Here is a 26,209-nt window from a genome sequence, read left to right as displayed (position 1 = left end):
AAAGGGGGAGCTTAGCTTGGATCAACGCGTGACGATTGTGACGGACAGCACGGCGGATATTCCCCGTGAACTGCGCGAGCGGCTGCAGATCGAGATGGTGCCGCTCAAGGTGCATTTCGGCAACGAGGTGTTCCTGGACGGGGTCACGATTGAGCCTGATGCCTTCTACACGCGGCTGGCCGCTTCTTCGGCGCTGCCGACGACGTCGCAGCCGTCGCCCGCCGAGTTCGTGGAGGCGTACGAGCGCATCCTGCGGGAGCGGCCGGGCACGGCGATCGTGTCGTATCACCTGTCCTCGGCCTTCAGCGGTACCTATCAATCGGCCGTGCTGGCTCAATCGCTGATGGAGCAGGACGCGGATCTGACGATTGTGGACACCAAGTCGGCCTCTTACGGCTTCGGCCAGCTCGTGGTGCTGGCCGCCGAGATGGCGCAGGCCGGCAGCACGCGCGAGCAGATCATCGCCGCCACGGAGCAGCTGCACGAGCAGCAGCGGCTGTATTTTCTGGTCGACACGCTGGAATATTTGCAGAAGGGCGGGCGGATCGGCAAGGCCTCCGCGCTGCTGGGCACGATCCTGAACATCAAGCCGATCCTGACGATTGACGGAGAGGGCGTCGTGGCGCCGGTGGACAAGGTGCGCGGGACCAAGAAAGCAATGCAGCGCATCGTCGATCTGCTGCGCCGCGATTTTGCGGCGGAGGAGCCGGTCCGGGCGGTCTATGCCTACTCCCAGTCGCGCGGCGCGGCGACGCAGCTGGATGCGCTGATCGGGTCCCATTTCAATGTGCAGGAGACGATCTATACCGAGCTCGGCGCGGTGATCGGCACCCATGTCGGCCCCGGCACCGCCGCTATTTTTATGTCCAGGATGTGAATGCGATGACGACAACGCCGGACCTGCATGCGCTGCCGGTCGGCAAGCTCAAGGGCGTGAGCGCTTCGAAAGCGGAAGCGCTGCACGCCCTTGGCATTGCGACGGCAGCCGATCTGCTCGAATATTATCCGTTCCGATACGAGGATTATCGCATCCGCAATCTGACCGAGGTGAAGGACGGGGAGAAAATCACGGTGCAGGGCACCGTGATGAGCGTACCCGCGCTACAGCGCTACGGGCGCGGCAAGGCGCGGCTCTCCTGCCGGGTCACGATCGAGCGGTGGCTCGTCACCGCGGTCTGGTTCAACCGCGCCTTCCTCAAGGACCAGTTGACCGTCGGTCGGGAGATCGTGCTCACCGGCAAGTGGGATCAGCGCCGCAAGCAGCTGACCGTCACCGAATCCGAATTCGCGGACAAGGCGGGCGGCCGCGCGGGCTCGCTGCAGCCGGTCTACTCGATCACCGGCTCGCTGACGCAGAGCTGGATGCGGCGCTGCATCGAGCAGGCGCTGGAGCAGCTCGGCGGGTATATCGAGGAGGTGCTGCCCGGCGACCTGCTGACCCGTCATCGCCTGATGGCGCGCCGCGAGGCGATCCGGCGCATTCATACGCCGGAGGACACGCGGGAGGGACAGGAGGCGCGGCGGCGCCTCGTCTACGAGGAGCTGTTTTTGTTCCAGCTCAAGCTGCACGCCTATCGTCAGGTGACGCGCAGCCGCATGGACGGGGTGGCGCATGCGATCGACAACGAGGCGGTGCTGGCCTTCGCCGCCGCGCTGCCGTTCGAGCTGACCGACGGGCAGAAGAAGGTCACCAACGAAATCCTGCGCGATATGCGCGAGCCGTACGCCATGAACCGGCTGCTGCAGGGCGATGTCGGGTCGGGCAAAACGGTCGTCGCCGCGATCGCCTTGTTCGCGACTGTGAAGTCCGGGCATCAAGGGGCGCTGATGGTGCCGACGGAGATCCTGGCCGAGCAGCATCTGCGCTCGCTGCAGGGGCTGTTCGCGCCGCTCGGTATCGAGGTCGCTCTGCTCGTGGGCGGCATGCCGGCGCGCAGGCGTCGGGACGCGCTGGCCGGCCTTCAGATGGGCATGACCGATATCGTCGTCGGCACGCATGCGCTGATCCAGGAGGATGTGGCGTTCCGCAGTCTCGGGCTCGTTGTGACCGACGAGCAGCACCGCTTTGGCGTGAGCCAGCGCAGCATCCTGCGGCGCAAAGGCATGAATCCCGACGTGCTGACAATGACGGCGACGCCGATCCCGCGCACGCTGGCGATTACCGCCTTCGGCGATATGGACGTCAGCACGATTCGCGAGCGGCCGCAGGGACGCCGGCCGATCCGCACGTATTGGGTCAAGCACGAGCTGATGGACCGGGTGCTCGGGTTCATTCGGCGCGAGGCTGCTGCCGGCAGGCAAGCCTACATCATCTGTCCGCTCATCGAGGAGTCGGACAAGCTGGACGTGCAGAATGCGATCGATGTGCATGTGCAGATCCAGCAAGCGTTCCCCGATCTGCGGATCGGCTTGCTGCACGGACGCATGAGCGCGGCGGAGAAGGAGGAGGCGATGCGCGCCTTCGGAGCGGGCGAACTGCACGCGCTCGTCTCGACGACGGTCGTCGAGGTCGGCGTAGACGTGCCGAACGCGACGCTGATGGTCGTCATGGACGCGGAGCGCTTCGGCCTCTCGCAGCTGCACCAGCTGCGCGGGCGCGTCGGACGGGGCGCTCATCAGTCGTATTGCGTGCTGGTCGCCGATCCCAAGTCGGAGACCGGTCAGGAGCGGATGCGAGTAATGACGGAAACGGACGACGGCTTCGAGGTGGCGCGCCGCGATCTCGAGCTGCGCGGTCCGGGCGACTTTTTCGGGACCAAGCAGAGCGGCCTGCCGGAGTTCCGACTGGCGGACATGTCCAGCGACTTCGGCGTGCTGGAGACGGCGCGCGACGACGCGGCGGAGCTGGTCGGGCGCGCCGATTTTTGGCGGGATGAGACGTACGCGCCGCTGCGCGAGCGGCTATCGCGTGCGCAAATTTTTGAAGGGGACGTGCTGGATTAGGCAAATTCCTGCCGGGCCGGGCATATAGTGGTACAGTTGCCCAGCAGACCAAGTAAAGCGAGGTGCCCCGGCATGAGCTATCAAAAGTATGGCATCAGTCCCGAGCTGGTGGCTCGGGTCAAGACGAAGATGAAGCATCCGGCTGTCAAGGAGCGCATCAAGCAGCAGCTGGAAGGCGTGACGAAGCACGATCTGCAGGATCGTGCGAAGGTGCGCCGGCTCGTCCGCGCGGCTGCCCATACGCTGAGCGAGCCGCTGACGGAGACGCAGGAGACGCAGATTATCAACTTCGTAGTCGCCCAGAAGATCGATCCGAACAATACGTTTCATTTGCTGAAATTGTGGGGCAAGTTTCGTTAGTCCCCCCGCAGCGCCGTCCGGTTCGCCGGGCGGCCATTTTTTTTGGGGCGGAATCCGCGGGCTTGAGCGCCGGAGCGGGCGACTTGGTGCGACTATTACCGCTTCGGACCGCGCGGCTCGATCAGGCGCGGCTCGTCATTGGCGACATTGCCGACGGCGCGATCCACCGGATACGCCTCGAGCTCCTCGCTCGGCAGCGGCTGCATGAGAGCGGTCAGCTCGGCCGGATCGCGGAGAGTCCGGTCGAGCCAGCGCGCGGTCTGCGGCTCGGGAATGACGACCGGCATCCGGTCGTGGATCGGCGCCATCAGGTTGTTGGCCGCGGTCGTCAGGATCGTACAGGTCGGCACCTTGCGGCCGTCCGGCGCCCTCCAGACCTCGTACAAGCCGGCCAGGCCGAGCAGCCCGCCGCCTTTGCGCACGATGCGCATCGGCTGCTTGCCGGCGTCGGTTTTTTGCCATTCGTAGAAGCCGTCCGCCGGGATCAGGCAGCGTCTGCGCGCGAGCGCCTCACGAAAGGCGGACTTGGCCGCCGCCGTCTCCGAGCGCGCGTTGATCATGCGGCTGCCGATCCGCTCGTCGTTGGCCCAGACGGGCACGAGCCCCCATCGCAGCGTACCGAGCCGGCGGCCGCGACCGTCGTCGATGAGGGCGGGCACCTGCTGCGTCGGGGCAATATTGTAGCGTGGAGCGAGCGCGTCCAGCGCGCTGCTGTCAATGTCGTAGTAGCGAATCAGCTCTTCGAGCGAGATGACCAGGGTGAAGCGTCCGCACATATCGCGATGCCTCCTTCATGGATCTGACTCCAGTATAACGCGCCGGCCCCTCGTATGAAACCACCCGCGGATGAGGCATACTGGGAGCAATGCCGGACGTGCGGCGCAAAGGCGCCGGAGCAACTGAAAGTGGGAGTGCTCCAAGGAACGGACAGGGGGGGGTTGTATGACAATAGATGCGCGCTCTTCCGGGCGTATGCGGAGCGCCCTCGCAAGGCTCGCACAGCTGCCGGAGGACGCCCTGCACTATGCAGTAGGCAAGGCGCGGGGCTGGGCGGTATCGCGGCGGCTCGCCGCCGCGGGCCGCGCGCCGCGGCTGCGCGCATCGGCAGTGCGCGAGCTGGAGCAGCGCTGGGGTCGGCTCGCGCAAGGGCAGCAGGCGGATGGAGCAGGTCCGACCGCGGCGGAGCGTCTGCTGCTGCGACAGATCCGGGAAGCGACGGCCGCAGCCAATCGCAACAACGTCACCCGCACCGCCGCCTATCTGGCGGTGTACGAGCGCTGCCCGGAGCTGCATTGGGCGCTGCTGGCGCATCTGGTCTCGCGCAACGGCGGCTGGAACATGACCGATCTGGCCGGCGAGCTGCTGCCGGCGCTGCTCGATGCGCCGCAGCGCGCGGCCGTATTCGCCATGCTCGAACGCGCCAATGCGTTAATTTTTGGCGACGCTTATCCGCAGCTGCTGCTGTACGAGGCGGCGCTGTCTCGCGGCCGCTGTCTCGCGCATCTATTGCCTGACCTGGGCGTGTCGCGCTTCATGGGGCCGGTGTGGGAGCAGTTCTGGCGGCTGCGCGATCCGGTGCCGCTGGCGCTGGCGCTGATTGTCAACGAGCAGCATTTCATCGAGGGCCGCGTCGTGCGCAATGCCGCATTCCGCCACGAGGTGCTGGACCAGCCTTTTTTTGCGCTGCAAGGGCCGGCTCAGCTCAATCTGGTGCTGTTTCCGTATGGGGAGCCGGACGGTCGGCTGCGGCTCGCCGGCCTTGTGCTGGAGGATTTCTCCGACCTGAGCGAGCGCATTGGCTTCGGCAAGCGCCTCTACGCGCTGCTGTTCGGCGTGCCGGCGGTGCACGCGGGCGCGCTCGCCTTTGCCCGCCGCATGCCGCATACCGGCTCTCGCGCCGATTACGCGCCGCGGCTGTTCCGCGCCGCACGGCCTCCCGCCGCACCGGCCGCGCCTGCGGATCGCATCCATCGCGGACGACTGCGGCGCGGGGCCGCGCTGTTGTGCAGTCCTCCGCTCTGCGCGGCTTGGCCGGACCGTCCGGTCGCGACCGCCGAGCCGGGCGACTGGTTCGCAGACGCGCCTTCGGTTGTTCGGCATATGCGGGGGGTGCGGCGGCCGCATTCCTACGAGCTTACCAATGAGTACGGCTTCGCGCTCAATAAGCTGGAGACGGCGGCGGATGCCGCACGACGGCTGAAGCGGCCTCCGGATTGAAGCCTTGCTTAGGCGTCTGTTTGCCTTCGAAGGGGCATTGTATTTTTCACGCGGTCTGCTATAATAGGGGAACCGACAATTGAATCGCAATTCCAGGGGAGCTGGAGAGGCCGGCTGAGAGGGTATCCCGTGAACGATACCGACCCTTGACCTGATCTGGATAATGCCAGCGTAGGAATGAGCGGGACAGTCCGCGCCCTTGTGTTGCCGTATAGGCGGCATGCGGTGCGAGCTGCATCATGTGAACGCACAGCGTCCTCCGGATCGGGAGGGCGTTTTTTTGTTGGCTCTTCGATTTTTTTGTTGGCACTACGATTATTGGATTGGGGAAGGGGAAAGACATCATGCATCACATCGCAAGACGGCGCGTGCTCGCCATGCTGGCGCTGGCGCTGCTGCTGCTGGCGGCGGCCTGCAGCTCGGACAACGGCGACGCAGCGAACAACGGCGCTACGGCAAGCAACGGCGCGAATGCCGGAGGCGGCAACACCGAGGCGAATAACCAAAACGCGGGCTCCGGCGAGGACGGAGAGGGACTGACGCCGGTGCGCGTCGTGCTCGACTGGACGCCCAATACGAACCATACCGGGCTGTACGTCGCCCGCGACAAAGGCTTTTTTGCGGAGCAGGGGCTGGAGGTCGAGATTATGCAACCGGGAGAGGGCAACGCGGATACGATGGTCGCCACCGGCGACGTCGAATTCGGCGTGAGCTACCAGGAGGGGGTCACGCAAGGGCGAGTCAACGGCGTACCGCTCGTCTCGCTGGCGGCAGTGATTCAGCACAATACGTCGGGCTTTGCTTCGCCGGTCGACAAGCAGATCGAGACGCCGGCCGACTTTGAGGGCATGACCTACGGCGGCTGGGGTTCGCCGATCGACGCGGCGGTAATCGAATCGCTGATGCAAGAGGTGGAGGCCGATTACAGCAAGGTAAATATCGTCAATATCGGCAACGCCGACTTCTTCACGGCGGTCAAGCGCGACATCGACTTTGCCTGGATCTACTACGCCTGGACAGGCGTGGAGGCGGAGCTGAAGGGCGAGGAGCTGAACGTCGTCTATCTGACCGACTACAGCGACAAGCTGGATTATTATACGCCGGTGCTCGTCACCAACGAGGATCTGATCCAGGACAACCCGGACATTGTACAAGCATTCGTCGCCGGCGCGGCGCAGGGCTATCAGTACGCAATCGATCATCCGGCCGACGCCGCCGAGGTGCTGATCGCGGCAGAGCCGGATCTCAACGCCGAGCTGGTGCGCGCCAGCCAGGAGTGGCTGAGCCCGCGCTATCAGGACGATGCGCCGCGTTGGGGCGAGCAGAGCCGCGACGTCTGGGCGGGATATGCCGACTGGATGTTCGAGCATGAGCTGCTGGAGCAAGAGCTCGACGTCGATGCCGCATTTACGAACGACTACTTGCCGCAATAATAGGTTCACGCTCACTTGAGGCTTGAAGCGGGGGGCAGCGCCCCTATTGAACACGAAGGAGGAGACGCACATGGCTGGCGCATTGCTGAGCATTCAGATCTTGCCGAGTACGCCGTCCGGCGAGAGCGTAATTCCGTATGTGGACCGGGCGATCGAAGTCATCAAGCAAGCGGGCGTGCCGTATCGGGTGGCACCGCTGGAGACGACGATGGAGGGCGAGCTGCCGCAGCTGCTCGATATCGTCAAGCAGATGAACGAGGCGATGACGGAGATGGGTTGTCCGTCCGTCATCTCGCAGGTCAAGATTTACTGCAATTCCGCCGGGGAGGCGTCCATGAGCCGCCTGCTGGAGAAGTACCCGGATGGGCAATAAATGGCTCGCATACTGGCCCTCGGCGGCCGTCATGACCGCGCTTCTGCTCTTGTGGCAGGGCGCGGTCATCGTCTTTGACATCGAGGAATGGTTTTTGCCCGGACCGGCGGCGATCGTGCGGGAGACTGCGGCGATCTGGCCGCGGCTGCTGGAGCACACCGGCGCGACGCTGCGTCTGACGCTGCTCGGCTACGCGCTCGGGACGACGGCCGGGATAGCGGTCGGGATGCTGTTCCATCTCGCGCCGGGACTGCGCCGCAGCACGTATCCGCTGCTGGTGCTTTCGCAGAATGTGCCGATCATCGTACTCGGGCCGCTGCTGCTCATGTGGCTCGGCTTTGGCATGCTGCCCAAAATCGTGCTGCTCGTGCTTGTCTGCTTCTTCCCGGTCTCGGTGGCGATGCTGGCGGGGCTGGGCAGCGCGGATTCGAGCCTGACCAATTACATGCGGATGATCGGCGCGGGCAATTGGACGATCTTCCGCCGCCTGGAGCTGCCGCACGCGGTGCCTTCGCTGTTCTCCGGGCTGAAGATTGCGGCGGCCTACAGTGTGACAAGCGCGATCGTCGCGGAATGGATCGGCGCGAGCAAAGGGCTCGGCTACTTCATCCAGCTGTCGGCGCGCGGCTTCCAGGCGCCGCGCGTATTCGCCGCGGTGCTGATCATCGTCCTGCTCAGCATGCTGCTGTTCGGCGCGGTCGCGCTGGCCGAGCGCCGGCTGCTGCGCTGGCGGCCGCGCAGCACGGAAGGAGGGAAGCGTCCATGACAGACGTCCTGGAAGCGATCGATATTCGTCAGCGCTTCGACAACGGCGGCGCAGCTGTCGAGGTGCTGGCTGGCGTCTCGCTGCGCGTCGGAGCGGGCGAGTTCGTGTCCTTGCTCGGGCCGAGCGGCAGCGGCAAGAGCACGCTGTTCCAGATTATCGGCGGGCTGCTGCAGCCGAGCGGCGGCGAGATCCGGATGGGCGGCGAGGTGGTTACCGGCGATCGCGGCCGCATCGCCTATATGCCGCAGCAGGCTTCGCTGCTGCCGTGGCTGACGGTGGCGGGCAATATCGAGTTGGCGCTCGAGGTGGCTGGGACGGCGCGGGCGGAGGCCCGTCGTCTCGCGCACGAGTGGCTGGAGCGGATCGAGCTGGCGGCGTATGCGGACCGCTATCCGCATGTGCTCTCGGGCGGCATGCAGCAGCGCGTGTCGTTCCTGCGGGCGCTGCTGATGCCGCGTCCGCTCATGTGCCTCGACGAGCCGTTCGGCGCGCTGGATGCGCTGACGCGCATGCAGATGCAGCAGTGGCTGCTCCAGCTGTGGGAGCAGAGCCGGCGCGCGGTGCTGCTGATCACGCACAGCATCGAGGAGGCGTTGCTGCTCTCCGACCGGATCGTCGTCATCTCGGCCGCGCCGGCGGTCGTGCTGCACGAGCTCGAGGTGCCGTTCGCCCGGCCGCGCGACGAGACGCTGTGGACCGATCCGCAGTTCAACCGGCTCAAGCAGCAGATCTACGGGCTGCTGCGTCAGGACGATGAGCCGGGACCGCCGCCGCTGCGTGCGGGAGGTGAACGATGAGCCGGCCCGATCGCCAGCCCGCCATAGTCGACGCCCATCTGCATCTTGACTTGTACGAGCCGGCGGAGCGCGAGGCAGTGCTGCGAGATGCGTCGGCCGGCGGCGTCGGCGGCATCGTCGCCGTCTCGATGGATCTGGCTTCCGCGGAGGCTGTCCGGGCGCTGGCGCTTCGTCATCCTGCGCTGGTCATGCCGGCGTATGGCTATCATCCGGAGCAGCCGCTGCCGGAGCCGCAGCAAGAGGAAGCGCTGATCGCGTGGATTCGCGCCCGCTATCGGGCGGGCGAGCGATTTGCGATCGGCGAGGTCGGACTGCCTTACTATACGCGCACGGAGCGCGCAGGGACGGACGAACCATTGGACGAGGCGCCGTACGTAAGGCTGCTGGATCGCTTCGCCGCGCTGGCCGCGGAGCTGGATCGGCCGCTCGCCCTTCATGCGGTATACGAGGACGCGGACAAGGCGTGCGAGCTGCTGAAGCGGCACGGCGTGCGGCGCGCGCATTTTCACTGGTTCAAGGGACCGGAGCATACGATCCGGCGAATGATCGCAGCCGGCTATCGCATCTCGGTCACGCCCGACGTCGCCTACGAGCCGGACATTCGCGCGCTCGTGCAGCGCTATCCGCTGGAGCTGATGATGACGGAGACGGATGGTCCGTGGCGCTTCGAGGGACCTTACTCCGGCCGCCCGACGCGGCCGTCGATGGTGCGCGACGTAGCCGCGCATATCGCCGCGCTCAAGGGGCTGGAGCCCGCTGAGACGGCGCGGCGTCTGGCGGCGAATGCGCGGACATTCTACCGTATGGATGTGCCCGCAGGCGATCGGACGACCTGACTGCCCTGCTCCGTCCTGCTGCGTTCGGTTCCGCTCGCCCACTTGCCAGCTTCGACCTGCCGCATTTGCGTTTGCCCGCGTCTGCTTTTGTACGTTTTGTCCGTCTGCCCCGTTCGCTGCTGACACTGCCGAATGCAGGGCGATGATGACCGTGGAGGCAAACGGGCTGCTGCGTCGGCGCAACCGCCCGTCCGTGCAAAGCGCTCGGCTCATATACTGAGGAAAAGCCTTCAGGAAAGGGAGCGGGCCAACATGAGCCTTACCATTGCTATCGACGATGGGCACGGCATGCAGACGCCGGGCAAGCGCACCCCCGTGCTGCCGAGTGGAGAAGTGATGCGGGAGAACGAATTCAATCGGCGTGTCGCCGCGCTGCTGGAGGCGCATCTGACGCGGTGCGGCTTTGACACGCTGCTCGTCGCGCCGACCGACGCGGATACGCCGCTGGCTGAACGGACGACGGTGGCCAATCGCGCCGGTGCCGACTTGTACGTCTCCGTGCACGCCAATGCCTTCGGCGCAGGCGGCTGGAACGGTGTGCGAGGGATCGAGACTTATCACTACGCGGGAAGCACAGCGGGTGCGCGCGCCGCACGGATGCTTCATCGTCATCTGCTGGCGGGGACCCCGTTGCCGGATCGCGGCGTGCGGACGGCTAATTTTTATGTGCTGCGCCATACCGCGATGCCGGCGGTACTCGTCGAATGCGGCTTCATGACCAACCAGGCGGACGCGCGTCTGCTGATGAGCGAGACCTATCGTGCGGAATGCGCCGAAGAGCTGGCGCGCGGCATATGCGAATATTTCGGCAGACCTTATGCAGTCCCCGTCCCCGACCCTGAGACAGCGAATGCTGCGCCGGTGCGACTGACGGTGAACGGCAAGGCGATAGACGATGCGCTGCTGATCGACTCGGCGGCCTATGTCCCGCTGCGCGCGTTCGGGGAAGCGCTCGGGCTAGCCGTCGGCTGGCGGAATGCGGACAAGCGGGCGACACTGGACGGGCGCCCGGTATCGGGACGACTGATCGACGGTGTGATGTACGCACCGCTGCGCGAGCTCGGTCAGACGCTGGGCGGCCGCGTCGGATGGGACCAGGCCTCGCGTACAGCCTCGTATTGGGATTGAGCAGCCGGCCGCGTTAGAATGTCCTCATTTAATGTGAGGCTTACGTTGCGTTAAGGTTTTTTTCAGCTTGTCCCTTTACCGTTAGAGTCAGATGCAGGAAGGGAGGGAAGCGGCGGAGCAGCTCACGCTGCGGAATGGCGGTGCGCATGACCGCGACGACGACTTCTTCTAACGGAGGTAAGGGATATGAAAGCAAACAAGCATGCCTTGATGGTGTTGGCGCTGGCCGTCATGCTCGCTGGGGCCGGCTGCGCCAATTCGGCGAATGACGACGCGAATAATAATGCAAGCACCGGCACAGTGCCGGTGGACAACGGAGCCGGCAACGGCATGAATAGCGCGGACAGCGATACCGGCACCGGCAACGATCTGACAGACGACAGCATGGGCGATGGTGGGCTGTCGGAGGACGGCGCGGGCAGCGGACAGATGGATGACGGCGCAGCCAGCGGCGACATGAACGGCAACTCTGCGCCCAATGGCGATGACGCCAGCGACATGACCCCGGAAGGCGATACGGAAGGCGATGCAGCGCAGTCAGACGCGATCGTACCCGAGACGCTGCCGGCGGAATAAGGCGCTGCGGATGACCGTACGCTTTTTATCGCAACAGAACGATTAGGAGCGGCTCCCCGCATTATGCGGCGGAGCCGTTTGACGTTCAAAAATCCGCAAGGAGGAGCTCCTGTCATGCAGGCGCTCTTTTTTTATGCGCGTGCCCGTTTTCTGCGCGTCCCCGTTTCGACGGTGTATATTGCAAGAGGGAGTGGATAAAATAGGTGAACGGTGCGGAGTTTTCCTGTCTGCATTCGGTAGATAACAGGATTCCGCAGGGTGGGATGTGAGTTGAGATGGATTCGGACGTAAAAATCAGTTATTGGCAATTATTTATGATCTTTGCGCTCATGAACGGGTTGATCAGCCACGTTGTTGTCAACCCGATGATATTGGATGCATCCCGACGGGATGCTTGGCTTGTCCCGATCGTTGCGGGGGTGCCCTTCCTGCTGTGGAGCGTGTTGGTGCAGGGGATTATGCGACTAACGGGGATCGCAGAGTGGAAGCAGTGGCTGGCACAGCGCCTGCATCCGGCAGTTGCCTGGGTCTTGCTCGCTCCGGTTGGGCTGCAGTTGTATATGATCGGCGGCATGACGGTCATCCATACGTCGGTATGGCACACGACCAATTATCTGCCGACGCTGCCCGAGCAGTTCCTCATTGTCAGTCTGGTGACCTTCTGTGCCGCGTTGGCCTTTTGGGGACTCCGTACGATTGCGCTTGTATCGGGTATTTTGCTGCCGATCGTTTCGGCACTGGGCGTATTTGTCGGTTTGTTCAATAAGCCAGCCAAGGATTTCAAGCTGATTCGACCCGTTCTGGAACACGGCTGGGGGCCGGTGCTGGACGGCTTGGTCTACAGCGGTTCGGGTTTTGTAGAACTGCTCTTTTTGATCGTCATTCAGCACCGTTTGAAGCGCCTGCCGAAATGGTGGCAAGTCGCATCTTATGTTCTTTTTTCGATTGCAATCTCGATCGGGCCTCTTTTGGGGGCGATCACCGAGTTTGGTCCGCAGGAGGCCGCACTGCAAATGATTTCGCCTTACGAACAGTGGCGGCTTGTGCAAATCGGCCATTTTATCGAGCACCTCGACTTCTTGTCCATATTTCAATGGCTGTCCGGAGCCTGCATTCGAATCAGTCTGGCCGTTTACTTGTTTGTCGAGCTTCTTCCGCTCAGTACAAAGCGCGCTCGCCGCATTGCCATCGCGCTTGTATTGGGCAGCTATTTATCGCTCGCTGCAATTCAGGTTAACGAGTACAACTATTATTTATGGCTGACTGAATTCTATATGCCCATTTCGTTCGTGGTCATGCTGCTTTTGTCGTTGGTATGGACGGCCGCAGCGTGGGGCGGCGCGCGAAGGAGGATGAGCTGAATGAATGCACACACCGGCGAAAAGCCTGTCCAATGGACGGAGGAGGGGCTGACGAGAGCATTCTCGGGATGCGGGGATGTGACCTTCTATGCCGCCTACTACGGAGATGCTACCCAGGAGAAGGTGCTCCTTGTTTATTCCGAAGGACTATGCAGGACAAACGAGATCGGGCGTACCGTGCTGCCAGAGCTGGAGAGAACGTATGCCGAAAAGGGCGGTTTTTTCGGAAGCAAGGGGGCTTTTTCCGGTAGATTGCCGTTAAAGCCCGCTGCGCCCGACTTTGACAGACTCGCAGCGAATGTATTTAACGGCGAGTTGCTTTTGCTTTTTGAGCATCGGCAGCGCATATGCGTGCTGAACATTGATGACAAGCCTTCCCGCTCGCCTATGGATTCCAATACCGAGATTTCGATCAAGGGCCCGCGTGATTGTTTCGTGGAGGATCTGATGATCAACATCGCCTTGATTCGCAAGCGATTCCGCAACACTTCGCTTCAAGTCGAATTTGATACGGCGGGCAGGCGGTCGCATACCCGAATCGGCCTGCTGTACGTACGCGATATTACCAGTCCGGTGCTGCTGGAGGAGCTCAGACGCCGATTAAGCCGCATCGATACGGACTCCATTTATAGCACCGCACATCTGGAGGAACTGCTTACGGCGAGCAAGTTCAAAATCATGCCGATGATGGACTTTACCGGACGGCCGGACTACGCAGTAAACAGTCTGTTGGCCGGACGTGCGGTTCTGATTGTAGACGGTCTCCCGATGGTTCTCATCGCTCCGGCCGGTATTTCGCTGATTCTCAAGTCGCCCGAGGATGCGCATTTCAATTATGTTTACGTCTCGTTTGCGCGCATTATTCGGGCGTTGTGCTTCTTTTTGTCCATTTTTTTACCCGCCATTTGGGTCGCGTTAGTGGCGTTTCATCAGGACCAGATTCCGTTTCGGCTGTTGGCGACAATTTCCATTACTCGAATCGGGCTTCCATTTTCGGCGGCGATGGAAATGTTTTTGTTGCTGACGCTGCTTGAGATTTTTCGAGAGGCCGGCATTCGTTTGCCCAATTCCATCGGTCAGACGCTGACCTCAATTGGTGGTCTGATTATTGGAGACGCCGCGATCCGGGCAGGGCTCGTCTCACCGTCAGTCGTTGTGGTCGGGGCAATCACGGCGGTCTCCGGCGTGACCCTGGTCAACCAGACGATAAGCACCCAGGTCAGCATTTTCCGGTTGTTCTTTTTCTTCATGGCTGCTCTGCTGGGCATGTATGGCGTGATTCTGGGCATGGTGCTGCTGCTTGGCTACATGGGCAGCCTGCAATCGTTTGGGATGAGCTATTTTGCACCGTTTGCGCCGTTTAAGGCTAACGGAGCTCTCTTGTCCTTTTTGCGGGCGCCTTGGTCCTATATGGTCAAGCGACCCTCCGACACCCACCCGATAGACGGAGACCGACGAAAAGAAGAGGGGGAATAAAAATGCGGCGGGCATCGTTGGGTTGGCGCAAAGCAATACGGATCATCCTGCTGTTGGTTGTTCTGCTGCTGGGCTCGCCGGGCTGCGCCCTGTCGCCCGAGGTGCAGAACCGTGCATACGTCACCGCTATGGGGATCGATTATGAGGAAGGCAAGTGGAAAGCCTACATTCAAGTGTTGAATTTCTCCAATATTGCCCGAACGGAAGCCCAGACGCTCGGCAGCCCTGTACCGCCCTGGATCGGCCGTGGCAGCGGCGACACGGTGACGCTGGCGCTTGCTGATGCGGGTAAAAATGCGCAGTTACAGGCATTCTGGGGGCATGTGAAGGTTCTGATTATGAGTGAAAATGCAATGCGCCAAGGCACGCATGAAATTCAACGCGCCATCAACCGCTATCGCGAGGTACGCTACACGATCTTCATGTTTGGCACGAAAGAGCCGATTGAACAACTGCTCAGTACGACCTCGATGTTTAATTTATCGCCGCTGGATACCATTATGTTTACCGGGGACCAGATGCGGGCTCCGCAATCGTTTCTGGTGCCGAAAAAAGCGCACCGGGTATTAGCGGCACTAAGCGAGCCGGGATCCCCGGCGATTATTCCGTCTATTCAGAGCAGTCCGAATAACTGGAGCGAAGGTACAAAGTCGATGGCGATGTATATGATTACGGGCGGTTATTTTTTTGACCAATTCAAAATGATAGGCCGGCTTCGTCTGGACGAGCTCAAGGGACTGCGCTGGAGCAATCCGGAGGTGCAGGAATTGCCGGTGCAAATTCACGCCGACGGCGCAATTCAGGCGGTGATTACACTGGCAGCGCCCAAGATGAAAATTCAGCCGATTACGGTGGGGGAGCGAACGCAATTCGATATCGAGGTGCATGCCCAGGGCTACGTACTGGAGTTGAATCGCCAGCTGTCCTTAAAAGAATTGCAGGATTATGTTCATGCGGAGGCTGAGGCGGATATTCGACGGACATTTGCCAAGGGTCTGAGCAAGGGATGCGATCCGCTGAAACTGCGTTATGCGTTGTATCTCAGCAATCCCGAACGGATGCGCAACGGCGGGGAGGAGGCTGCGTCGGAGCTGCGGCCGGATTCGATCCGCTCGATTCGCACGGAGGTGCATTTTGCGGGATTCGGCAAATACAAGGGCAGGCTCGACTAGCTTGGCAAAAGGAAATAGGCAAAAAAATCGACCCTTGCCTTTCGGCAAGGGTCTTTCATGGGAGAGGAGAAACCGGACGAAGAGCTTATGGGGAAACGTAAGCCTTCTCCGCGGTTGTCTACGGCACCTTGCGGGGTGCCGATAACTATAGGATTGCCGGTTTGCCCGGATTTATACATCGGCTGCAAAAAAATACGGTACATTTGAAAACGATGGCAAGGGCGCGAATAAATATGGTACGATAGCAGCAATGCATGTGTCGAAGGGAGCAAGTCAGGTTGCGGGTAATTGCGGGCGAGGCCAAGGGACGACCGCTTCAGGCGGTTCCCGGCAAAGGGACGAGGCCGACAACGGACAAGGTAAAGGAAGCGATATTCAGCATGATCGGTCCTTATTTCAACGGCGGTCTCGCGCTTGATCTTTTCGCGGGTACGGGAGGACTGGGGATCGAAGCGCTAAGCCGCGGTTTCGAGCGTGCCATCTTCGTGGATCGCGATCCGCGCAGCGTAGCGGTCATTCACGATAATGTGCGGCGCACGGGCATGCATGCGCGCGCGGAGGTATATCGCAACGATGCGGGACGAGCCCTCAAGGCCCTGGAGAAGCGCAGGGCCGCGCTGAATTTGGTGCTGCTGGACCCGCCCTATGCGGTGCGGGACGCGGATGCCTTGATGGTCGAGATGGACGACCGAGGGCTGCTTGCGCCGGCGGCGCTTGTCGTCGTCGAGCATGCCGCAGACGTCCGGTACGCGGAGCGATTCGGATCGTTTACGACGGTGAACGAGGCGAATTATGGCGAAATAACCGTGACCGTCTACCGGTATGAACCGGGTGCAAAAGCGCCAGAAGGAGCAGAAAACGATGCAACAATTTGAAGACGGTGCGCGTGTTGCGCGCATCGCGGTATACCCCGGCAGTTTTGATCCGGTGACTTACGGGCATCTGGACATCATCGAACGAGCGGCGAAGCAATTCGACCGGCTGGTGGTCGCCGTATTGAACAACTTGAGCAAAAAACCGCTGTTTTCCGTGGAGGAACGCACGGCGCTGCTGCGCGAGGTAACGCGTTCGCTTCCAAACGTCGAAATCGACAGCTTTCGGGATTTGCTGGTGCGCTATATGCGCACCAAAAACGCACAGGTGATCGTCCGCGGCATTCGCTCAATTACCGATTTTGAGTACGAACTGCAGTTGGCTTCGACGAATCAGCATCTGGACCGCAGCGTCGAGACGATCTTCATGGCCACCAATCCAAAATTCGGCTATCTCAGCTCGAGCATTGTAAAAGAGATCGCCCAGTTCAAGGGCAGCATCAGCGAGCTGGTACCGCCGGCGGTCGAGCAAGCGGTGCTGCGCAAGCGGGAGGGCTAGCTGGCCGCCTGGACAGGAGGCCTAGCGTCTGCGTATGCGCAGTATGGAGGAGCTGCCGAGCAGGAGCAGCAACAGCGCAAATGCGAGCAGAGCGTGAGGCAGCAGCGGCCATAAACTGGGCATATCCGTCGCGTCAATGCCTGCAGGCCAAGTACGAAGCCAGGAGCTGCCGGCCTCGCGGTCCCCAAAGACGTGGGTCTGGGGAGAAAGGCCGAACGCGTCTGCGGCGGCCCGAAACGGACGCCACAGCACATAGGCTGCGCCGAAGGCGAGCGCGGCATGGCCGAGCTTGGCACGCAGCAGCGGCGCCAGCCGCAGATCCGTGTGGGCAACGGCGCTATGGGCTTGCAGCAGATTGCTCCAACCGCCCCAGGCGAGCACGGCAGCCGTGGCGCCGAGCAGCAGCTCCGGACTGGCGCCGGCCAAGCGATCAATGACGGCATAGGCGCCCAGATGCAGCTCGTACAGGCCGGCGAACGATACCGGGGCAAGCGGGTTCGGCAGGTCGAGGCGCAGCAGACGGATAGCCAGAGCGCATACGATGATCATGCCGCCGGCGAGCATCAGCTTCTGGACGCCTGTCGCGACGGCGTCGCCGAGCGCTTTGCCCAGTCCTCGGCCGTCCTCCGCCCGTCCGTCGGCCAACGCCTGCATGGCGCCGCCCAGCCAAGCGGGACGCGCCGTCCGGAGCCGCCGCGTATCGCCGGAGCCGCCGCCTGCCCGGTCTGCGAGCCGTCCCAGCCATGCGCCGAGCAGCGCTGCCAGCCAGACGATCAGCGCGAGGTACAGTCCCAGCAGCGGCTGATGCAAAAAACCGGCCCCGACGACGATTAGCATGACCATCGGGTTCGTCATGTGGGCGGTCGACAAAAGCCGCTGGGCTTCCCCGCGGCTGAGCCATTCCCGCTGGCGCAGCGAGGCGACGGCTTCGGCGCCAGCGCTGAAGCCGCCGCTCCAGCCGAGTGCGAGCGCCCAGCCGGCAGGTCCGGGCAAGCCGAGCAACCGGCGGCACGCCGGCTCCAGCAGGGCGCCGAGCATGTGCATCACGCCGAATGCCAGCATTAGCTCGGCCAGCACGAGAAAAGGAAGCAGCCCGGGAAAGACGATATTCCACCAAATTTCAAGGCCTTGCAGGGCGGAGTGAAACGCTTCGTCGGGATAACGGATAATCGCGCTGACTAGCCATAACGATGCCGCGGCGAATATGAGGGTGCGAGTCATCTTTCGCTCGTCTCCTTTCCAAGTAGACTTGCAGCGATGGACAATCCTTACAATTTACGCCGTCGGCGTCGGCAATAGACCAAGGCTCGGCCTAAAGGAGGGGAGGAAGTGCGCGCAAACCAGCCCAATATGTGGAGATCGATGCTGCGGCCAGCGTTGTTTGCTGCATTGGTCATGGTTTTTTTGCTGTACATTCCGACGCCTTACGTCGTGTACGAGCCAGGGATTGTGGAGAAGGCCGGGCCGATGGTCAATGTCGCATACGCCGATCCGCAGGGTCGGGGCAGCTTCATGTTGACGACGGTGCAGCTCTCTAACGCCAATTTTTGGACAGTGGCACGTACGTGGTGGGCCGACGACATGCTACTGGTGCGCAAAAGCGAGCTGCTGGGCGGACGCAGTCCGACCGAATATGCGGAGCGGCTGGTCACGATCATGCACAACTCGCAAAGCAACGCGATTGAAGCAGCTTATCGGCAGACGGGCATCGAGTACCGGATCGAGCCGCTGGAGCTGATCGTGACGGATGTGGCGGAGCTTGGCGAAGCGGGCTTTCGTCCGGGAGATGTGCTGATCGAGCTGGACGGGATGCCGATCCGCAGCGCGGACGAACTGGCGCAGCAAATGACCGCGCTCCGAGCCGGACAGGCGCTGCACTGGCGTATCCGGAGGGGATCGACCGAACAGGAGCTGACCACGTCCGTCTCTGCCGATCTCTCCGCTGCGCAAGCGATCGATCTGCCGCGTCTTTTTGGGGTGCAGCTGGCCCAAGTGCGCGACCTCGTGCCCAGTCACAAAGGGTGGAAGGTCAGCATCGAATCGGGCAGCATCGGCGGACCTTCCGCCGGGCTGATCTTTGCGCTCCAGATTTTGGATGAATTGACGGCGGGGGATCTGACGGGCGGCAGACGGATCGCCGGGACCGGCACGATCGGGCCGGACGGCGTGGTCGGCCCGATCGGCGGCGTCGGCTTGAAGGTCGTCGCTGCGGCGCGAAGCGGCGCGGCGCTGTTCCTCGCGCCCGGCCCCAATTATGAAGAGGCGGCGCGCAAGGCTGAGGCGATCGGCACCGATATGCAGATCGTAGCCGCCGATACGCTCGGCGAAGCGATCGCGGCGCTGGGCGAAGACGCGCGGCGGCAGGTCGGCCGCCGCTAGATTTGGATCGGCGCGGCATAAAAATCGCGGTACAGCTCGCCGGTTGTCGCATTTTTTGGGGCGGCCGCATAGATCGCCGAAGCCCGTACGTCGAGCTCCAGATACCGCAGCCCCTCCGGCGCGCGCGCCGCGCTCAGCAGTATGGGCAAGCTGGCCGTGGTCCGCATTCGCCGCAGTAGCCGACGACCGGTCGCGTTGAAGCCGAGCACGCGGATGTAGTCGACGCCGCTTCTGAGCATGTCCGGAGTTTGCGCGTGCTTTTGCTGGCCGAGCAGTACGGCGAGCAGGGCGCGTTGCAGCTTCGTCCGCGTGTAACGCCGCGTCGCGACAGCCTGCACCAGCTCCTCGTAGCCGAGTGTTTTCAGCCGCGGCAGTGCGTGCAGGATGCGGTGCTCGAGCCCCTCGTTCATTTCGCGAATGGCGAAGAGACTGTCCGGGGTGTGGGTGAGCAGGGCGTGCAGCAACTGAGGGAAATAATCCGGCCAGCTGCGGCAGCCGCCTGGCTCGGTGGCTGCCGTCTGCAGAAGCTGCAGGGTGGTCGCCGGCACGTACGGCGCGAGCTCGTCAAGCGCCGCGCCCGATTCCAGCATGCGGCGCAGCGCCGTGGCGCTGGCGATCCGGCTGTCCTGCGGCTGCTGCTCGTGATAGCCGGCTTTTTGGCGGCGGATCGTCAGCGGCAGGATCGGGCTGCCAAGCCGCTCGAGCGCCAGCATATAATGAAGGCCGAGCGTATTGTTCGGCTGAGCAAGCGGAAAAGCGGCGGCCTCGGGCTCCCCGATCGCGCGCATGTAACGTACGACGGCCTCGCTGTAAGCAGCCGGATATTGAAGTCCGCGCTGCAGCAGCTGACGCAGCTCGCTACGGAAGGCCGGGGGCTCGTCGGCCAGCGTCCGGGCGATGCATTGCAATGCCTTCAGGTCGCCGCTTTCGCTGCCGAAGCAGACGCTGTCCACGACGCCGGTCGCCTCCAGCGTAGCCATCGCGCCATAGGCGAACCACTCGGCGGCCTGGGTCGCATAGGCGACAGGCAGCTCGAGCACGAGATCGCAGCCGCCGCGCAGCGCCATTTCCGCGCGCAGCCATTTGTCGACCAGCGCAGGCTCGCCGCGCTGCAAAAAAGGCCCGCTCATCACAGCTACCACGGCTTCGGCAGCGGACGCCGCGCGCGATTCGCGAAGATGAAGCTGATGCCCGTTGTGAAACGGATTGTATTCGACGACGACGCCTACGGTTCGCATCAATTCCGATTCTCCCTTCTGACAAGCTCCATCTACTATAGCACGCCGGCCGGTCGGCGGATAAGTGTTGACAAATCGCCTGCGGGATCGATATAATAATTTTTGTCTGTTTGGAGTGATGCATAAGATGAATTTGCGTATACAGGAACTGATTGCCAAGGATGTTCCGGTTTCCTTTGAACAATCGTTGCCGGTCGACAAGCTCTTCGCGGGCAATCGCGAGGTGCGCGAGGCGGGCCCGCTTCAGGTGAGGCTGACGGCCCGTCCCGAGGACAAGGTGGCCGTCGTCGAGGGCGACTTCGCTTGCGAGCTGGAGATGGCCTGCTCGCGCTGTTTGGAGCCTGCACGCGTGCGGATTGAAGCCCCTTTCGAGGAGCATTTCCGGCAGGGCAGTCCGCCTGCCAACGAGGACGAGCAGGATGCCGATGTTGAGTATGCCCCGGACGGCAAGGTTAATCTCGTGCCTTACGTCGAGGAGGCGCTGCTGTTGCACCTGCCCTTTGTGCCGCTTTGCAGCGACAATTGCAAAGGGTTGTGCCCGCAATGCGGACACAATTTGAACGAAGGCGAATGCGGCTGCTCGCGCGAGCGCATCGATCCTCGTCTGGCAGGGCTGAAGGATCTGTTCAAGGAATAGATGACTGGCGTCCGCCAATGCGCGTGCAAGGATGCAGCGAACAAGCCTGTGAAGGAGGTGGGAATCGATGGCAGTACCACAACGTAGAACGTCGAAGACGCGTCGTGACAAGCGCCGTACGCACTTCAAGCTGACCGTGCCCGGCATGGTCAAATGCGACCAGTGCGGCGAGCTGAAGTTGGCGCACCGCGTGTGCAAAGTTTGCGGCACGTACAAGTCGAGAGAGGTTATCAAGCAATAGTCGAAAAAGAAGTAGTACTTCATCCTATCGGTGAGGTGCTATTTTTTTTCATCGGCGATCCGTCATTGCGTCCGGCGCCGTTTTCTTCTATACTGAATTGGGACCAGGTAATAAATGCGTCCTGAATCTATTGGACAAAGGTGGTGCGGGCCATCGAACGTCTGCCCAAGCGTCAGAGGCAGCAGCAGCTCTCGAGGCTGATTGTGGACAATCCGTTTATTGCGGACCGGGAGTTGAGCCGGATGCTCAAAGTCAGCATCCAAACGATTCGGCTTGATCGCTTGGAGCTGGGCATTCCGGAGCAGCGCGAGCGACTGAAGCTGATGGCCGAACGCTCTTATGATGCGGTCCGTTCGCTGCCGCTGGATGAAGTCATTGGCGACATTATTGATTTGCAGCTTGACCGCAGCGGAATTTCGATGTTCGAGATCCGCGAGGAGCATGTCTTTTCGCGCACCGGTATTGCTCGCGGCCACCATGTGTTCGCACAGGCCAACTCGCTGGCGGTGGCGGTCATCAACGACGAGATCGCATTGACGGCCAGTGCCGATATCCGGTTTATTCGTTCGGTCAAGCTGGGCGAGAAATGCATTGCCAAAGGATACGTCAGATCGATCTCGGGCGGGCGCAGCAAAGCCAAGGTCGAAGTGTTTACATATGTGGGCGAGGAAATGGTATTTCAAGGAAGCTTTATCATTTACCGATCCGCAGGAGAGGCAAGCGTCGAAAGGGGAATAGAAGATGCGGATCGCGATTGACGTAATGGGGGGCGACCATGCGCCGGAGGCGCTCGTCGAGGGCGCGCTCGCGGCGGCGGCCGAGTGGCCCGATACACGGCTGCTGCTCGTAGGCGCCGAGGACAAAATTTCCCCGCTGCTGGAAGGGAAAGCGGCTGCCAACGTCGAAGTGGTGCACGCTGCGGAGGTCATCGGGCCGGACGAGGAGCCGGTACGCGCCATCCGGCGCAAAAAAGACGCTTCTATGGCGGTGGCGGGCCGACTCGTGCGGGACGGCGAGGCGGACGCCATGATCTCCGCCGGAAATACCGGAGCTCTGATGACGGCGGGGCTGCTCGTCGTCGGACGCATAGCCGGCATCGAGCGTCCGGCGCTCGCGCCGATCGTGCCGACGGTCGACGGCGTCGGCGTGCTGGCTCTGGATCTGGGCGCTAACATGGACGCCAGACCCGAGCATCTGGAGCAATACGCGCGGATGGGGAGCCTTTACCGGGAAAAGGTGCACGGCTTGAAGGCGCCCAAAGTCGGCTTGCTCAATGTCGGGACCGAGGCGCGCAAAGGCAATGAATTAACGAAGCAGGCTTACGATCTGCTCGAGGCTTCGCCGGTCGCCTTCATCGGCAATGTGGAGGCTAGGGATGTCATGCGCCGCAATTGCGACGTGCTCGTGTGCGACGGCTTCGCGGGCAACATCATGCTCAAGGCGATGGAGGGGACGGCCGGCACGATCATGGGCGTGCTCAAGCAGGAATTTCAGCGCAATTGGCTCACCAAGCTGGCGGCTGCCGTCATGATGCCGGGGCTGCGCGGTCTGCGCCAAACGATGGACTACAAGGAACACGGCGCCGCCCCGCTGCTGGGGGTCAACGGTCTGGTGATGAAGTCTCACGGCTCCTCGGATGCCAAAGCCGTCAAAAACGCAGTGCGGCAAGCGCGAGTGGCGCTGCAGGGCAATCTGATCGAAACGATCACTTCGCAAATAAGCGGGAAATGAGTGTGACGTTATGAGTGTGCAGGCAGTCGGAATACTCGGAGCCGGTAAATACGTGCCCGAGCGCATTCTGACCAACCAGGAACTGGAGCAAATGGTCGAAACCAATGATGAGTGGATCGTCACGCGGACCGGCATTCGCGAGCGCCGGATCGCTGCGAACGAGCAAGCTACCTCGGATCTGGCCTACGAGGCGGCCGTGAAGGCGCTTGACGCAGCGGGCGTCACGGCCGCTCAACTCGATCTGATTATTGTCGCGACGATTACGCCGGACAAGCACTTCCCTTCGACGGCTTGCATTCTGCAAGACAAGCTGGGCGCCTCGCAGGCCGCCGCCTTCGATCTTGGCGCGGCGTGCTCCGGTTTCATTTACAGCTTGGCTACGGCGAGCGCAATGATCGGCACCGGCATGTATCGGCATGCTTTGGTCGTAGGGGCGGAATGCCTCTCGCGGATCACCGACTATACGGACCGCAACACGTGTATTCTATTCGGCGACGGGGCCGGAGCGGTCGTGCTCGGACCGGTCGCCGAGGGACGAGGCTTCCGCTCCTTCGAGCTGGGGGCGGACGGTGCAGGGGGGAATCTGCTGCAGGTGTCCGCCGGCGGTTCGCGGATGCCGGCCTCGGCAGACAGCGTGCGCGAGCGGCGTCACTTCATCGAGATGGCGGGCAGCGACGTGTTCAAATTCGCGGTCCGGATCATGGGCAGCGCGGCGGAGCAAGCGCTTCGCAAGGCGGGATTGGACAAATCCGATGTCGACCTGCTGGTGCCCCATCAGGCGAATATTCGAATCATTCAGTCCGCGCTTAATCGCCTTGAGCTGGGGGCGGACAAATGCATGATTAATTTGGACCGGTACGGCAATGTGTCCGCGGCTTCGATTCCGATCGCGCTCGCGGAGGCGATCGAGCAGGAGCGGGTGAAGGACGGCGACACGCTGGTGCTCGTCGGCTTCGGCGGCGGTCTGACATGGGGCGCGGCGGTGTTGGTATGGTAGCTTGTGAGAGGAGGCGGCAATGAGTAAAGTCGCATTTGTATTTCCCGGTCAAGGCGCGCAAGCGGTCGGCATGGGCAAGGAGGTATGCGCCAAGTATCCGGCTGCGCAAGCGCTGCTGAGCCGCGCCGACGAGGCGCTGGGCTTTCCGCTCTCGAAGCTGATCTTCGAGGGGCCGGAGGAGCAGCTGCGCCAAACGGCGAATACGCAGCCGGCGCTGCTCGCGGTGAGCGCTGCGCTGCTGGAAGTCTATCGGACGCGCCGTCCCGGCGCGGATTATGTCGCCGGGCACAGTCTGGGCGAGTACAGCGCATTGCTGGCGGCCGGTGTGCTGGGCTTTGAGGACGCGGTCCGCATCGTGCGTCTGCGCGGCGAGTTCATGGAGCAGGCTGTGCCGAGCGGCCAGGGCGCGATGGCGGCGGTGCTCGGCGCCGAGCGCGAAGTGCTGCGCGAGCTGTGCGGCCAAGTTAGCTCGGAGGTCGGCGTCGTGGAGCTGGCCAATGTAAATTGTCCGGGACAGATCGTCGTCTCCGGCTCGGCGGCGGGCGTGGCGGCGGTCGCGGCGCGTGCCAAGGAGGCAGGGGCCAAACGGGCCATCCCGCTGGAGGTGAGCGGGCCGTTTCACTCCTCGCTGATGGAGCCGGCCGCCCGGAGGCTGGAAGAGGCGCTGCGGTCCCTGCCGATGCAGGACGCATCGACCCCGCTGATTGCCAATGTGACGGCGCAGCCGGTGAACGCGGTGGAGACGATCCGCGAGCTGCTCGTGCGCCAGGTCGTCTCTCCGGTGCTCTGGGAGGACAGTGTGCGCACGATGATCGCGTCTGGCGTCGACACCTTCGTCGAGCTGGGCTCGGGCACGGTCCTCACCGGGCTGATCCGCAAGATCGATCGCGGCGTCAAGGTCGTCACGGTCAATGATCTGGACAGCCTCGAAGCAGCGCTGCAGGACTAAAGCGACAGGAGGGGCGAAATATATGTATGGAGATCTGACGGGCAAGCGCGCGCTGGTCACGGGCGCGTCGCGCGGCATCGGCCGGGCGATCGCCGTGGCGCTGGCCGAAGCCGGCGCCGATGTGGCAGTCAACTATGCCGGCAGCGAGGCGGCGGCCCGCGAGACGGTGGATGCGATCGAGGCGCTCGGCCGCCGCGCCGTGCTGGCGCAGGCCAACGTCGGCAAGGCGGACGAATGCCAGGCCATGGTGGAGCGCGTCATCGCCGAGCTGGGCGGGGTCGACATTCTGGTCAACAATGCCGGGATTACCCGCGACAATCTGCTCATGCGCATGAAGGAAGAGGAATTCGATCAGGTGATCGAAACGAATCTCAAGGGTGTGTTCAACGGCATCAAGGCCGTCACGCGACCGATGATGAAGCAGCGCTCGGGCACCATTATCAATATTTCCTCGGTTGTCGGTGCTTTGGGCAATCCGGGACAGGCCAATTACGTCGCCGCCAAGGCCGGCGTGATCGGGCTCACCAAAGCGTCGGCGCGCGAGCTCGCCTCGCGCGGCATCACGGTCAACTGCGTCGCGCCGGGCTTCATCGAGACCGAGATGACGGGCAAGCTGCCGGACGATATGCGCGGCCAACTGGCTGCCCAGATTCCGCTGGCGCGATTCGGGCGTCCGGCAGATATCGCGGCCGCGGTGCGGTTTTTGGCCTCGGACGCGGCGGCTTACATGACCGGTCAGACCGTCCACGTCGACGGCGGAATGTACATGGGCTAAGCCTGAAGCCGATTCCAAAAAGACGGATTAAGCTTGTGGCAATTTGTCCACAATTCTCGTATAATACCAGAAGGAGGTGAACCGGATGTCCGACGTATTTGACCGCGTAAAACGCATCGTCGTCGACCGCCTTGGCGTTGAAGAAGCTGAAGTCAACATGGAAGCTTCGTTCAAGGACGACCTTGGCGCTGATTCGCTCGACGTTGTGGAATTGGTCATGGAATTGGAAGACGAGTTCGACTTGGAGATCTCCGATGAAGATGCGGAGAAAATTACCACGGTGGGAGAAGTAGTGAATTACATACAATCTCATACGTAGGCCGTACAAAGCAAAGTCCCGTTGCATAACGGGACTTCTCTCCATTCGCAAACACCCCCTGATGATGATAACAAGGTGCAACAACTGGCTTTCCTATAAATTTAGCTTGCGTTTACCATCAATCGGCATTGGCG

The 26,209-nt window shown here is 62.3% G+C and carries 28 protein-coding genes and 1 riboswitch; of the genes, 25 read left to right on the top strand and 3 right to left on the bottom strand.

Annotated features, from left to right (window positions below; genetic code table 11):
• The first annotated feature begins 16 nt into the window (after nt 1–16).
• The 3 genes from IDH44_RS13155 (at nt 17) to IDH44_RS13145 (ending at nt 3,303) form a co-directional block, all read left to right on the top strand.
• On the top strand, nt 17–877 hold the full coding sequence (locus IDH44_RS13155; protein ID WP_190918323.1) for a DegV family protein: 861 nt from the start codon (nt 17–19) through the stop codon (nt 875–877).
• Between the two features lie 5 nt (nt 878–882).
• Nucleotides 883–2,943 (top strand): ATP-dependent DNA helicase RecG, encoded by a 2,061-nt coding sequence (gene recG, locus IDH44_RS13150; protein ID WP_190918322.1) that lies wholly within the window; start codon nt 883–885, stop codon nt 2,941–2,943.
• 72 nt (nt 2,944–3,015) lie between these two features.
• A complete protein-coding gene (locus IDH44_RS13145; protein ID WP_190918321.1) occupies nt 3,016–3,303 on the top strand; it encodes a stage VI sporulation protein F in 288 nt (95 codons plus the stop codon).
• A gap of 95 nt (nt 3,304–3,398) precedes the next feature.
• On the opposite strand, the gene IDH44_RS13140 is transcribed toward IDH44_RS13145, so the two are convergent.
• Entirely contained in the window at nt 3,399–4,079 is a 681-nt protein-coding gene (locus IDH44_RS13140) for an SOS response-associated peptidase (RefSeq protein WP_190918320.1), read from the bottom strand.
• 166 nt (nt 4,080–4,245) lie between these two features.
• On the opposite strand from IDH44_RS13140, the gene IDH44_RS13135 reads away from it, so the two are divergent.
• The 13 genes from IDH44_RS13135 (at nt 4,246) to coaD (ending at nt 16,809) form a co-directional block, all read left to right on the top strand.
• Nucleotides 4,246–5,520 carry a DUF2515 family protein gene (locus tag IDH44_RS13135; RefSeq protein WP_223869643.1) on the top strand — a complete coding sequence of 425 codons (1,275 nt, stop codon included), beginning with the start codon at nt 4,246–4,248 and terminating at the stop codon, nt 5,518–5,520.
• An 84-nt stretch (nt 5,521–5,604) separates the two neighbouring features.
• Nucleotides 5,605–5,715: riboswitch (TPP riboswitch) on the top strand.
• A gap of 149 nt (nt 5,716–5,864) precedes the next feature.
• The gene (locus IDH44_RS13130; RefSeq protein ID WP_223869642.1) at nt 5,865–6,953 is read left to right on the top strand and encodes an ABC transporter substrate-binding protein; all 1,089 of its coding nucleotides are present in this window, start codon (nt 5,865–5,867) and stop codon (nt 6,951–6,953) included.
• Nucleotides 6,954–7,023: 70 nt separating this feature from the next.
• On the top strand, nt 7,024–7,326 hold the full coding sequence (locus IDH44_RS13125; protein ID WP_190918319.1) for a thiamine-binding protein: 303 nt from the start codon (nt 7,024–7,026) through the stop codon (nt 7,324–7,326).
• Nucleotides 7,316–8,092 (top strand): ABC transporter permease, encoded by a 777-nt coding sequence (locus IDH44_RS13120; RefSeq protein ID WP_190918317.1) that lies wholly within the window; start codon nt 7,316–7,318, stop codon nt 8,090–8,092. The genes IDH44_RS13125 and IDH44_RS13120 overlap by 11 nt, the downstream gene beginning before the upstream one ends.
• Nucleotides 8,089–8,889, top strand: a complete 801-nt coding sequence (locus tag IDH44_RS13115; protein WP_190918316.1) for an ABC transporter ATP-binding protein — start codon at nt 8,089–8,091, stop codon at nt 8,887–8,889. The genes IDH44_RS13120 and IDH44_RS13115 overlap by 4 nt, the downstream gene beginning before the upstream one ends.
• Nucleotides 8,886–9,725 (top strand): TatD family hydrolase, encoded by an 840-nt coding sequence (locus IDH44_RS13110; protein ID WP_190918313.1) that lies wholly within the window; start codon nt 8,886–8,888, stop codon nt 9,723–9,725. The genes IDH44_RS13115 and IDH44_RS13110 overlap by 4 nt, the downstream gene beginning before the upstream one ends.
• 252 nt (nt 9,726–9,977) lie before the next feature.
• Nucleotides 9,978–10,853 (top strand): N-acetylmuramoyl-L-alanine amidase, encoded by an 876-nt coding sequence (locus IDH44_RS26970; RefSeq protein ID WP_263364386.1) that lies wholly within the window; start codon nt 9,978–9,980, stop codon nt 10,851–10,853.
• A 186-nt stretch (nt 10,854–11,039) separates the two neighbouring features.
• Nucleotides 11,040–11,429 carry a hypothetical protein gene (locus IDH44_RS13100; protein WP_190918309.1) on the top strand — a complete coding sequence of 130 codons (390 nt, stop codon included), beginning with the start codon at nt 11,040–11,042 and terminating at the stop codon, nt 11,427–11,429.
• Nucleotides 11,430–11,704: 275 nt separating this feature from the next.
• On the top strand, nt 11,705–12,790 hold the full coding sequence (locus IDH44_RS13095) for an endospore germination permease (RefSeq protein WP_190918307.1): 1,086 nt from the start codon (nt 11,705–11,707) through the stop codon (nt 12,788–12,790).
• A complete protein-coding gene (locus tag IDH44_RS13090; RefSeq protein ID WP_190918305.1) occupies nt 12,791–14,266 on the top strand; it encodes a spore germination protein in 1,476 nt (491 codons plus the stop codon). It begins immediately after the preceding gene.
• Between the two features lie 2 nt (nt 14,267–14,268).
• Nucleotides 14,269–15,438, top strand: a complete 1,170-nt coding sequence (locus IDH44_RS13085) for a Ger(x)C family spore germination protein (RefSeq protein WP_190918303.1) — start codon at nt 14,269–14,271, stop codon at nt 15,436–15,438.
• Nucleotides 15,439–15,716: 278 nt separating this feature from the next.
• Nucleotides 15,717–16,313: a 16S rRNA (guanine(966)-N(2))-methyltransferase RsmD gene (gene rsmD / locus IDH44_RS13080; RefSeq protein ID WP_190918301.1), complete on the top strand. Its 597-nt coding sequence runs from the start codon at nt 15,717–15,719 to the stop codon at nt 16,311–16,313.
• The gene (gene coaD, locus IDH44_RS13075) at nt 16,300–16,809 is read left to right on the top strand and encodes a pantetheine-phosphate adenylyltransferase (RefSeq protein WP_190918299.1); all 510 of its coding nucleotides are present in this window, start codon (nt 16,300–16,302) and stop codon (nt 16,807–16,809) included. The genes rsmD and coaD overlap by 14 nt, the downstream gene beginning before the upstream one ends.
• Nucleotides 16,810–16,830: 21 nt before the next feature.
• On the opposite strand, the gene IDH44_RS13070 is transcribed toward coaD, so the two are convergent.
• Nucleotides 16,831–18,030 (bottom strand): nucleoside recognition domain-containing protein, encoded by a 1,200-nt coding sequence (locus tag IDH44_RS13070; protein WP_190918298.1) that lies wholly within the window; start codon nt 18,028–18,030, stop codon nt 16,831–16,833.
• A 108-nt stretch (nt 18,031–18,138) separates the two neighbouring features.
• On the opposite strand from IDH44_RS13070, the gene IDH44_RS13065 reads away from it, so the two are divergent.
• Nucleotides 18,139–19,188 carry a S16 family serine protease gene (locus tag IDH44_RS13065; RefSeq protein WP_190918297.1) on the top strand — a complete coding sequence of 350 codons (1,050 nt, stop codon included), beginning with the start codon at nt 18,139–18,141 and terminating at the stop codon, nt 19,186–19,188.
• On the opposite strand, the gene IDH44_RS13060 is transcribed toward IDH44_RS13065, so the two are convergent.
• Nucleotides 19,185–20,426 (bottom strand): nucleotidyltransferase, encoded by a 1,242-nt coding sequence (locus IDH44_RS13060; RefSeq protein WP_190918550.1) that lies wholly within the window; start codon nt 20,424–20,426, stop codon nt 19,185–19,187. The genes IDH44_RS13065 and IDH44_RS13060 overlap by 4 nt on opposite strands.
• Before the next feature lie 127 nt (nt 20,427–20,553).
• On the opposite strand from IDH44_RS13060, the gene IDH44_RS13055 reads away from it, so the two are divergent.
• The 8 genes from IDH44_RS13055 (at nt 20,554) to acpP (ending at nt 26,075) form a co-directional block, all read left to right on the top strand.
• Nucleotides 20,554–21,063, top strand: coding sequence for a YceD family protein (locus IDH44_RS13055; protein WP_190918296.1), 510 nt, complete (start codon nt 20,554–20,556; stop codon nt 21,061–21,063).
• 67 nt (nt 21,064–21,130) lie between these two features.
• Nucleotides 21,131–21,304: a 50S ribosomal protein L32 gene (rpmF, locus tag IDH44_RS13050; protein WP_190918295.1), complete on the top strand. Its 174-nt coding sequence runs from the start codon at nt 21,131–21,133 to the stop codon at nt 21,302–21,304.
• 161 nt (nt 21,305–21,465) lie between these two features.
• The gene (gene fapR / locus IDH44_RS13045) at nt 21,466–22,062 is read left to right on the top strand and encodes a transcription factor FapR (protein ID WP_190918548.1); all 597 of its coding nucleotides are present in this window, start codon (nt 21,466–21,468) and stop codon (nt 22,060–22,062) included.
• On the top strand, nt 22,046–23,035 hold the full coding sequence (plsX, locus tag IDH44_RS13040; protein WP_190918294.1) for a phosphate acyltransferase PlsX: 990 nt from the start codon (nt 22,046–22,048) through the stop codon (nt 23,033–23,035). The genes fapR and plsX overlap by 17 nt, the downstream gene beginning before the upstream one ends.
• 10 nt (nt 23,036–23,045) lie before the next feature.
• Complete coding sequence (locus tag IDH44_RS13035) at nt 23,046–24,032, top strand: beta-ketoacyl-ACP synthase III (protein ID WP_190918293.1); 987 nt, start codon at nt 23,046–23,048, stop codon at nt 24,030–24,032.
• 19 nt (nt 24,033–24,051) lie between these two features.
• Nucleotides 24,052–24,981: an ACP S-malonyltransferase gene (gene fabD / locus IDH44_RS13030; protein ID WP_190918292.1), complete on the top strand. Its 930-nt coding sequence runs from the start codon at nt 24,052–24,054 to the stop codon at nt 24,979–24,981.
• Between the two features lie 22 nt (nt 24,982–25,003).
• On the top strand, nt 25,004–25,756 hold the full coding sequence (gene fabG / locus IDH44_RS13025) for a 3-oxoacyl-[acyl-carrier-protein] reductase (protein ID WP_190918290.1): 753 nt from the start codon (nt 25,004–25,006) through the stop codon (nt 25,754–25,756).
• Between the two features lie 85 nt (nt 25,757–25,841).
• Nucleotides 25,842–26,075, top strand: coding sequence for an acyl carrier protein (gene acpP, locus IDH44_RS13020; protein ID WP_190918288.1), 234 nt, complete (start codon nt 25,842–25,844; stop codon nt 26,073–26,075).
• Nucleotides 26,076–26,209: the final 134 nt, after the last annotated feature.

Origin of the sequence: Paenibacillus sabuli (assembly GCF_014705605.1) — a bacterium.
In the GTDB taxonomy this organism is placed as follows: domain Bacteria; phylum Bacillota; class Bacilli; order Paenibacillales; family Paenibacillaceae; genus Paenibacillus_D; species Paenibacillus_D sabuli.
Note: the sequence above shows the minus strand (reverse complement) of the source record. Positions and strands in the feature narration are given on the sequence as shown.

Coding starts and splice junctions, on each gene's coding strand:
- recG (WP_190918322.1), top strand. CDS start 883: ATGACGACAACGCCGGACCTGCATGCGCTGCCGGTCGGCAAGCTCAAG.
- IDH44_RS13145 (WP_190918321.1), top strand. CDS start 3,016: ATGAGCTATCAAAAGTATGGCATCAGTCCCGAGCTGGTGGCTCGGGTC.
- IDH44_RS13140 (WP_190918320.1), bottom strand. CDS start 4,079: ATGTGCGGACGCTTCACCCTGGTCATCTCGCTCGAAGAGCTGATTCGC.
- IDH44_RS13135 (WP_223869643.1), top strand. CDS start 4,246: ATGACAATAGATGCGCGCTCTTCCGGGCGTATGCGGAGCGCCCTCGCA.
- IDH44_RS13130 (WP_223869642.1), top strand. CDS start 5,865: ATGCATCACATCGCAAGACGGCGCGTGCTCGCCATGCTGGCGCTGGCG.
- IDH44_RS13125 (WP_190918319.1), top strand. CDS start 7,024: ATGGCTGGCGCATTGCTGAGCATTCAGATCTTGCCGAGTACGCCGTCC.
- IDH44_RS13120 (WP_190918317.1), top strand. CDS start 7,316: ATGGGCAATAAATGGCTCGCATACTGGCCCTCGGCGGCCGTCATGACC.
- IDH44_RS13115 (WP_190918316.1), top strand. CDS start 8,089: ATGACAGACGTCCTGGAAGCGATCGATATTCGTCAGCGCTTCGACAAC.
- IDH44_RS13110 (WP_190918313.1), top strand. CDS start 8,886: ATGAGCCGGCCCGATCGCCAGCCCGCCATAGTCGACGCCCATCTGCAT.
- IDH44_RS26970 (WP_263364386.1), top strand. CDS start 9,978: ATGAGCCTTACCATTGCTATCGACGATGGGCACGGCATGCAGACGCCG.
- IDH44_RS13100 (WP_190918309.1), top strand. CDS start 11,040: ATGAAAGCAAACAAGCATGCCTTGATGGTGTTGGCGCTGGCCGTCATG.
- IDH44_RS13095 (WP_190918307.1), top strand. CDS start 11,705: ATGGATTCGGACGTAAAAATCAGTTATTGGCAATTATTTATGATCTTT.
- IDH44_RS13090 (WP_190918305.1), top strand. CDS start 12,791: ATGAATGCACACACCGGCGAAAAGCCTGTCCAATGGACGGAGGAGGGG.
- IDH44_RS13085 (WP_190918303.1), top strand. CDS start 14,269: ATGCGGCGGGCATCGTTGGGTTGGCGCAAAGCAATACGGATCATCCTG.
- coaD (WP_190918299.1), top strand. CDS start 16,300: ATGCAACAATTTGAAGACGGTGCGCGTGTTGCGCGCATCGCGGTATAC.
- IDH44_RS13070 (WP_190918298.1), bottom strand. CDS start 18,030: ATGACTCGCACCCTCATATTCGCCGCGGCATCGTTATGGCTAGTCAGC.
- IDH44_RS13060 (WP_190918550.1), bottom strand. CDS start 20,426: ATGCGAACCGTAGGCGTCGTCGTCGAATACAATCCGTTTCACAACGGG.
- IDH44_RS13055 (WP_190918296.1), top strand. CDS start 20,554: ATGAATTTGCGTATACAGGAACTGATTGCCAAGGATGTTCCGGTTTCC.
- rpmF (WP_190918295.1), top strand. CDS start 21,131: ATGGCAGTACCACAACGTAGAACGTCGAAGACGCGTCGTGACAAGCGC.
- plsX (WP_190918294.1), top strand. CDS start 22,046: ATGCGGATCGCGATTGACGTAATGGGGGGCGACCATGCGCCGGAGGCG.
- IDH44_RS13035 (WP_190918293.1), top strand. CDS start 23,046: ATGAGTGTGCAGGCAGTCGGAATACTCGGAGCCGGTAAATACGTGCCC.
- fabD (WP_190918292.1), top strand. CDS start 24,052: ATGAGTAAAGTCGCATTTGTATTTCCCGGTCAAGGCGCGCAAGCGGTC.
- fabG (WP_190918290.1), top strand. CDS start 25,004: ATGTATGGAGATCTGACGGGCAAGCGCGCGCTGGTCACGGGCGCGTCG.
- acpP (WP_190918288.1), top strand. CDS start 25,842: ATGTCCGACGTATTTGACCGCGTAAAACGCATCGTCGTCGACCGCCTT.